Below are 8645 nucleotides of genomic sequence, written 5' to 3'. Positions count from 1 at the left end.
GCGCCGCTTTCGGTTTCCAGCGTGCGCTGTCGGCGAAGATCGGCCCGGTCGACGTGCACGCACCGATCAAAGCTCTCGGTCTCGACACCGGCATGTCCGACGCGGATGCGGACGTCCCCAGGTTTGTCCACTTGACCGACGCCAAGTGGCGCAGGTTCACGCCGTCGTCGAAGGGGGACATGGATCTGGGCAGCACTGAAGCGCAGACTAACCCCTACCTGGCCTACGATCTGAGCGGCAAGCCCCGGTGGGTGGGCTCGCGGCACGTCGCCGTGGTGTCGGTGCGCGACCCCGTGACCAAAGCCGTGATCGGGGCGACATTCCCGTCCGGTGGCGACGAGGCTTACCGGCGCAAGCGCCTCGACTTCGAGCACGCTTGGCGGAGCGCCCCTGACCGTGGCATCGCCTACGCCACTCTTGTCGACTCCGGCGACGGCCGCTACTACGCCGACAGCGAAAACCTGCAGGTTCGGCAGGAGCCGTGGGACAAGCGCGCTTTCCTGCTGTTCGGGCATTCCACGCCGCAGTTCTTCATGTTCCTGGACAACCGCTACGGTGCGATGAAAGCGACCGGTGGCGTGTACGGGCAGATCGTCGAGGATTGGTTCCTCCACAAGACCAAGAAGACCCTGGGCAAGATGTTCACCGAGGCGGTGTTGCTGACTTGCTCGCCCGCCGCGCTGGACGGTCCTGGCTCGGCGGCTTTCGACGCCTTCGGGAAGATGACCGTGCAGCAGTTCTTCGGCTCGACCACCGCGACGGCGACTGGGAGAACGGTCTTCCTCGTCACGGACGGTGGCAGGTTCAAGCAGTTCAACCGTGCGGCTGACGGCTCGATCACGGCGACTGTGGTCGAGCCAGGACCCGCGATGGGGCTGCCGCAGGACATCGGTGATCCGGGTCTCAAGAACGCGGTCGTGCCCAAGCGTCTGGTCGCCGTGGCGGAGATCGACATGGTCCGGTCGAGCGCGCCGGTGAACGAGGTGCGCACGAGCAACGATCGCGGCCAGGTGCACTTCGACGTGCGGCGGATCGAGTTCGACGGCGTCACCGTGCGGGAGATCAGCCTGGAGCTGCGCACGAACTTCGCGACCGTCTCGGTGACGGAGCAGGCCGCGTTCTGGTCCGCTCTCGACGGCGTCGTCGAGGCGTGGTTCAACACGGGGTTGGAGCTGCCGGACAGTGGAGACCAGCTGCGGGTGCGGCTGATCCGCTCCGACAAGCCCACCGCACACGCGACCGTTTTCGTCGGCGGCAACGCGGCCTGGCGCGAGAGCCGGACCTTGTGGACGAGCAAGAGCGCACCCGAGGTGCTCGCACAGCACGTCGCCGACCTGCTCGGCGCGTTCGACGCGTCCGCGACGCCGTGGACGGGCCTAAGCCTGACGGAGGCACAGCTCACCGCACTGGACGACCAGTACGTCCCCGGCGGCTTGCAGACGTTGGCGCACAACGACTTGCCGGACAACACCGAGGTATTGTGGGTGTCTGGGACCGACTCGATCGGCCGCCCCCGACGGTTCACCACGGGGCAGGTGGCGAAGACGCTGGTCCAGCGTGACGGCAAGGACGTCGGCGCGCTCTTCACCACAGACGGGCCCAGTGCGGGCAAGTGGATCAGCATGCGGCAGCGGGCGAGCGCGATATTTCTCCACAGCACCGCCGCCGACAAGGTGCTGCCGGTCACGATCGGCGGTGTCGACGACGACTCCACCTCGGTCTTCGTCTTGCACGGCAACACACAGGTCGTTCGTCTGGAGGTCGACTCCATCGGCCATGTCCACGTCAGGCCGGAGGGGTTCGTCGACGTCGCCCAGGACACCGGCATCCTCAGTGGACGGCCGGACGGCAGCCTCGTGGTGATCTGGTCCTGCAATATCGCGGCGCCGCCGGAGGGTCACAGCTTCCTGTACGACGTGCAGCAGGTGTTGGCCAGCAGGAACTTCAGGCGGCGCGTCGCCGGCGGGACCACGACCGTCGGATCGTACCGGCCGACCGCGGGACGTGGTGACGGAACGAAGCCGAGCCTGTCCGTCTTCGATAGCGGGCACATCGCCGTCGTGGGGGACACGACCACGGCGGACGACGTCGCGATCGTCGCGGAACTGGTTTCCGCGCTGGAGAACGAGTGGTCCTACGCCGACCGGGGGCCCATCCCGGCCAACGCGAAGATCCCGATCGGCGATCGAGCGGGCACGCTGAAACTGGTCGGCTCGGTCGTCGACGCCGCGCGCCAGTCCGTTCCGCAGCGCGGTGGAGACCTCGACCTGACCGCGGTGCACGAGGCGGCGCTCGCGCACCAGCGGCCGGATCTCGTTGAGACGGCGGTACTTGCGTACATCGCCGCGCACCAGGAGGACTTCCCGGCGGTGTCGTCGATGACGACCGCCAAGTTCAGCAAGGGCGCCTGGCGGACCACCGCGCTGAGCGACCTCGTCAGGGCGCGGTTCACAGTGACCGGCAAGGCGGTGTGGGACTCCCAGGAGCTCCGCCGCCCGATCCGGCTGGTGCCGCTGGGCGAGACCGCGCCAGCACTCACCGCAGCCACGGTGCCCGCTGCGGCGGAGTTCGTGCCCGCGTCCGGTGGTGCCGCGTACGGCGCCCTCGCGGGGACGCCCGAGAAGCGGGGGGCGCTCGACGAGTTCGCCCGCACGCTGGTCGAGATCGCGATCGAGAACACCGCGGATGGGATTCCGTTGCCAGATGTGCGTATCGTCGGTTACGGCCGCACCGGGCTGTTCAATGACGCGGAAGCCGCGACGAGAGCGGGGACGAAGCAGGCCGAAAAGGCGCATTCGGAGCTGTACGCCGCTGTGCGGCGGTACCTGTCGATCATGACGCCGCGCGGGGCCGCCGAGCTGTCCGTGGACACGGTGCTGCGCAACGTTCATGTGGAGGGCGCCACGGTGCCTTACCTGGCGAGCACCGCCACTGTGCGCGCCACGCTGACCGCCGAGTACCCGCAGAGCGCGCAGCCCCAGAAACACGACGAGGCGTTTGACCTGCTCACTCGCTCCGTCGCCGAGGTCGAGAGCCGCGTCGCTGACCCGGCGGCGGTGCGTCGCGTGGTCCGCAAGTTCGTGAACGACGTGGAACGCGAGCTTGTTTCCGCCGGCCCCGCCCAGGAACTGGCGGATCGCATCGGCGACGCGATTGTTCTTCTCGCGGAGACAGGCGTGCTCGACGACCTGCTGGCGGCTCCGATCCGCAGGTCCGACGTGAGTCGGTTGATCGAGGCGGTCACCGTGATGGAGACGCTGCTGGCCCGCGGCTACGGGGACATCGCCCGCAGCTACGCCGATGCGGTCCGCGCGGGTGGGCTCGTCGGCATCGGCCGGGCCGGCCTCACCTCGACGCAGATCAACGCGCTGGCCATCGCCGTGAACCAGGGTGCGAGCCTGCAAGAGGACAACAAGGCTCTGGCGCTCGCCAAGATCCGCGATCTCAACCGCGTGTTCGGGACCACCTACCCAGTGGACGATCCGGACCAGATGGCGCTCATCCTCGACGCCGTACACCTCCACTTGGAGTCGATGCCGTTGGCGCGCAACGTCGACTTCGGCCGGACCCCTAGCGGAGTGCCTGTGGTGCCGGGGCGGCACCGGCCGACTGGAGCGGAGTTCCTCACCTCGTCCGACCACTTCCCGAACTTCTGGGAGAGCGGCTTCAGCACGGCACCCGTGCACGCCGCAGATCGAGGCTGGGTCGAGGAGCAGTTCGGCTACGGCGCGGTGCTGGGCCGTACCGCCGGCGACCCCGCCAAGCGCCGCGATCGGACTTCCGGCTTCGCGCCGCCGGTGCCGGGGGAGCTGCCCGCCTACGCGGCGCTCAACTCCGGCGTACAGCACGCCGGTGCGTTCGCCTACGGATCGAGCGTGCTGCACCTCAAGGAGGAGGTGCGCAACCGAACGACCTACACCGCGCGTGCCAGCGCCACTCACGGCGCCGGGGGTGTGTCGTCCTACACCGACGGCCGTCATCTGTTCGGTCTGCTGGCCCACGGCCACGACGAGAACGTACGGCTGGCGCTCGCCGACATCACCGGCTTCCGCTACGACTCCGAGTTGCGCATGCGGGTCGAGCAGGACGGCTATGCGGCTGTCGGCTGGTACATCGAGGCGCAGATCCACGGCGGGATGTCCTGGGGCGACGTGCGCCAGGTCGTCGTGAACTGGGGTGATCTGTTCGGCCAGAAGCAGAAGAACACGACGCTGGAAGAAGCCGAGGGGATGGTCGAGTACCTGTCGGCGTTCGCGGTCGAGCACGGGTACGACTTCACCGTCAGCCTGGGGCAGGAGATCGGTCTCCCCAGTGGGCTGGAGGCGGCTGAGAAGGAGCGCGCGCTGGCGCTGTTCGGGATCGCCGAGCTTGGTGCGCTGGAGCGGAAGGTCATCCGCGCGCTCGACCGGCTGGCGAAGCCGACGCCGTTCCCGAGCCGTGCGGACCAGGTGGACCTGCTCGACCTCGCTTCCCGCGCGGGCATCGACGTCAGCGATCAGGAGGCGGCCCTTTCGGAGCTGTGGCGTCGCGCCGCCGACGTGGTTCCCGCCGGTGACGTGGACGCGTTGCGGCAGGAGCTCGGACTTGGATCACCGGGGGAAGTGGTCGCGCTCGGTACGTCCGGCCACCCCGCGATGTCGGAGACCGACGTCGGCATCGACCCGGAGGCGGCGCGTGCCCTGGTCGAGAAGGAGGGCCTGGCGGGCCGGCTCACCGCGAGCTCCGTCCGCTCGGACGCGACAGCGGTGGCGTTGCAGGAAATCGTCGACCTGGTCGCCGCCTCAGACACCCCACATCAGGTCGCTAAGGACCTCGCCGCGGCCCACGGTCAGGCGCAACTCTTCGGCCTGACCGACGCCGTGCTGAGCCGCGACGACAACGCCAAGGTGCTGGGTGGTGTCCTGGCGGGCATCCTGACCCTGCTGACCGATCGTGACGCGGAGAGGATGGCGCGGTCCTTCGAACTGCTCGACAGGCAGGGCCAGGTACACAACGCCCTGTCCGGCTCGCCGGACCGCCTCGCCGAGCTCGTCGCTCTGCTCGGCGAGGTGGAGGCCGTACTGCCCGCGTCCAGTGCGGAGGACCCGGTCGCCGCGCTCAACCTGTTGGCAGCCAAGGCATCCGCCGAGCAGACAGGCACCGTGGTCGTCGAGTCGGCGGACTTCGAGCACACGCTCGTCACCGGCTCAGCCGGAGCGCGACGCACACCGCTCGTGGACCCTGAGGTGGAGGCCAGGTGGACCGGGTCGTTCGCGTTGGCCAAGGGCGTCGTCGACGGGGAGCCGGATCGGGAAGCGTTGCTCGAGCAGGCGATCCGGGTCGTGACGGCTCGCCATGCCACGCCTGCGCCGGTCATCGGGGTCGGGCACCCGAACGACATTGCGTACCGCCGTGTGTACGAGGGCATCGTTTACCTCGTGGCGAACCGGCTGCGGATTGACAGCGGCCTTACCGAGGCTGAACGGCTCCGCAAGGCCGAGGAGATGTCCGAGGAACTGCGCGAAGCGTTCGGCTCGAAGCGCACCAGCGGCGGCTACGCGGGTGCGCGGGGTGCCGAGGACGCCCTGCACGGCCCGGATGCTCAGCGCACGCAAGAGCCTCAGGACGAGTGGCGCGTCGAACGTGTGCCTGGCGTTACGTGGGGCGGCCTCGTCGTGCCCGGCCAAGTGCTGGATGAAGGCGAACCGCGGGACGTGCGCATCACCACCAAGCAGGTGCCGCACACCCTCCAGCGCCACGGAGGCAAGGTGGTCGGCGTCGACCTCCTGGGCCCCGACTCCGACTCCACATCGGGCCTGCGTCAGTGGCTGCTGACGCCGGGCCGGTCCGTGACCGTTGTCCTCCGTGAGCATGGGGAATCGCGGATCATCTCCATCGATCTGTCCATGCCGTCATCGGACAGCGTGTTCGTGGTCGCCGTGCGCGTCACCGGATCGGATGCACTCGTGCACGTGCCGGGCCTCGGCGACGTGCGGGTGGGCGGGTTCACGCTGGCGCACCTGCTGCGGTCGTTCGGTGTGTTCAACGGATACCCGAAGAACGGCCTCGTCGTGCTGGCGGGCATGTCGTCCCCCCAGACCCAGCAGCGGTATGAACGGCTGGCGGAACAGCTGCAGCGGAATCTCGTGAAGCTGGACCTCATGTGGAAGGTGGCGGCCGGCAGCAAGCCGGTTCCTGAGCGCGCCACCACACTGCTCGTGCCCGACGGCGGCTACCTGCAGTTCTTCGGAGGCAACAAGCCGGAGTACATCGCCATGGAGCTTTCCCGCACCCACAAGGCGCGGTGGACCTACCAACCGGGGCCGAAGTTCACCGGCAAGCTCGACACGCTGACCAACCGCGCGGCCGCGCTCAGGCTGATGTCCTATATGGACCCTCTGATCGAGGATTCCGTCCTGAGGCGTGCCGAGGCCCTCGTCGAGGTGCTCAGGAAACTGCGGTTAAGCGCAACGCCGGACGTGGCCGATGTGTTGCTGCTGGCCCTCGCGCACCAGCACTTCAAGGTGCGGAGTTTCGCCGCACTCGCCAAGCTGATGGCCCAGGCACCGGTCAGCGCTGCGGAGTTCGACGAGGTGCGGGACCACACGCAGACGTCAGCTGTGCGGGCGGCGGGCGTCAAGTACGACATCGCGCGCGTCGAGGTCTATCCCGGCGCGTGGGTGCGCGAGGCGCAGCTGAAGATCCGACCGATTTTCGGCCACGACACGACTCCGACGCAGCGGGACGCGTTCTGGCGGGACCTCGTCATCGGCGTGGACAGCGTGTTCAGGCCCGGCACGAAGTTGCCCGTGAGCGCCGACCAGTTCCGGGTGCAGGTGCTCTACGCAAGCGAAGACGCCCACGTGACAATGAACGTCGGCAAGGCGTGGAACGCCGACGCGCTGGGAGCGCTGGTCGCTGACCTGCTCGGCGGCAGCCTGGCGGAGATCGAGGATCTCACCAAAGCCATCGTGGGCACACCGTACGCACAGCTCCAGAAAGTGGTCGACTGGAATCGGCAACTGATCTCGGGTCGCGACGCCGCCGGCCGCGAACGCCGCTTCCCGGCATCCGCAGCCAGGTCGAAGCGGCTGGGGAGTCGCGGACTCGTCTTCCCCACGGTCAAAGGCACCTGGTCGCCAGAGGTGCTCGAAGCGCTGGCCACGTCCGGTGTCCACGAAGCCCGGCTCACGCGGCAGGGCCGCACCCTCCAAGCGGGCCCGCAGCCGGCAGGGTTCGATCTGATCGTCGTGAACGCCGACCAGCACACGGCGGTCGTGACCGTCGCGGGAGTCGGCGAAGTGCGGATCAACGGCATGGCGTTCGCGGGTCTCGTCACCCCGCACCTGCGCGAAGGGCGCGACTACAAGCCGGCCCTGCTGCTCACGCCGTACGCCGGAGCACAGCGCCGGGCGGGCGGGTTCGCCTTCGACCTTGCCAAGGGGCTGGCGGCCTCGTGGAGCAAGGCGTGGGTGGCCGCGGCGACGCACGAGATCGACGTCGTGCTCGAGCAGCGGCCTGTCCTGAAGGTGCTCGGCGGCGGTCACCTCAACCTCTTCCCGATGGATGCGGACGCCGAGCTGGCGGAGATCCAGCGCGCACTCGAAGCGGGCTGGGTGTACGCGCCGGACGAATCGAAGCTCGCCGTTGAACAACTGACCCTGGCCGACCGGGCCGCCACGATCGCGTTGATCCACAAGGTGGTGGAACGCATCCGCGCCCTGGTCACGGGCAACGATGGCCTGCTGCATCTGGACAATCTGTATGGCGAGGTACAGGCGAAGCACGCGCAGGCGGATGTGGTGGTGTCGGAGGCGTTGCGGTACATCGCGAACGCCCACCCCGGCCTGCGCGACCAGATCACCGCGGTCGTAGACCAGGTCTTGGGGAAGCGTGGGCTCCGCTTCGCGTGGGTGCGCGTGCCGGTCAGGAGTGGCCTGTTCACGGCCACCGGCAAGGCGTATTGGGTCTACCAGAAGGGCGAGGTCCGACGGCCGGTCCGGCTGGGCACGGGCACCGACGCGGCGTGGGACTTCAGCGCGCTGAACACCGTCATCCACTTCGACACGACGGCTCAGAAACCGGTCGACGCGATCAAGGACGGCAAGGAGCTCAAGCGGCTGGCCATCTCGCTCGCGGAGATCCTGGTCGAGCACAGCGATCCGGACCGCCCGCTGCCGGTGCTCCAGCTCACCGGGTACGGCCGGATGGCGGCGTCGTCGTACCGGCAGCAGGAGGATGTCAAGTCCCACGCGGAGGCCAAGGCACGACAACGCGCGACGAATACGCTGACAGAGCTGAGCTCGTACGTCGACAACCACGTGAAGCTGATCGCGCCGCATCTGGCGGACCGGAAGGATCGGTCCTTCAACGAGCTCGTGCGCAGGGCGGAGATCTACGGCGTCGTGGAGCCGAGGACCGCCGACCGTGCGAAGGCCGCCCGCGTGGAGATCACGATCGTCGCGAGCGAGACACTCTTGCAGGAACGCCGTGACCGCGGCGACGTGGCGGGTCTGGTCAAGCTGATGGACGGCCGCGTCCAGCTCGCCCGCACGACGCTGATCGACCTGGCCCGCCGGGGCAACGCGGAGGCGCTGCAGGCCTTCCTGGCATCGCCAGGGAGCGATGTCCGCGCGATCGCGGAGCTGGCGGCCGCGGGCGTCACC

The 8645-nt window shown here is 68.6% G+C and carries 1 protein-coding gene; it reads left to right on the top strand.

Annotation, left to right across the window (positions count from 1 at the left end; translation table 11 throughout):
- Positions 1–8645, top strand: an 8645-nt coding sequence (locus BM417_RS45135; RefSeq protein ID WP_177320983.1) for a hypothetical protein, incomplete at both ends; no start/stop codon positions are given.

Source organism: Lentzea waywayandensis (assembly GCF_900115955.1).
Classification (GTDB): domain Bacteria; phylum Actinomycetota; class Actinomycetes; order Mycobacteriales; family Pseudonocardiaceae; genus Lentzea; species Lentzea waywayandensis.
The sequence above is the reverse complement of the archived record's forward strand: the minus strand, read 5'-3'. Positions and strand labels throughout refer to the sequence as shown.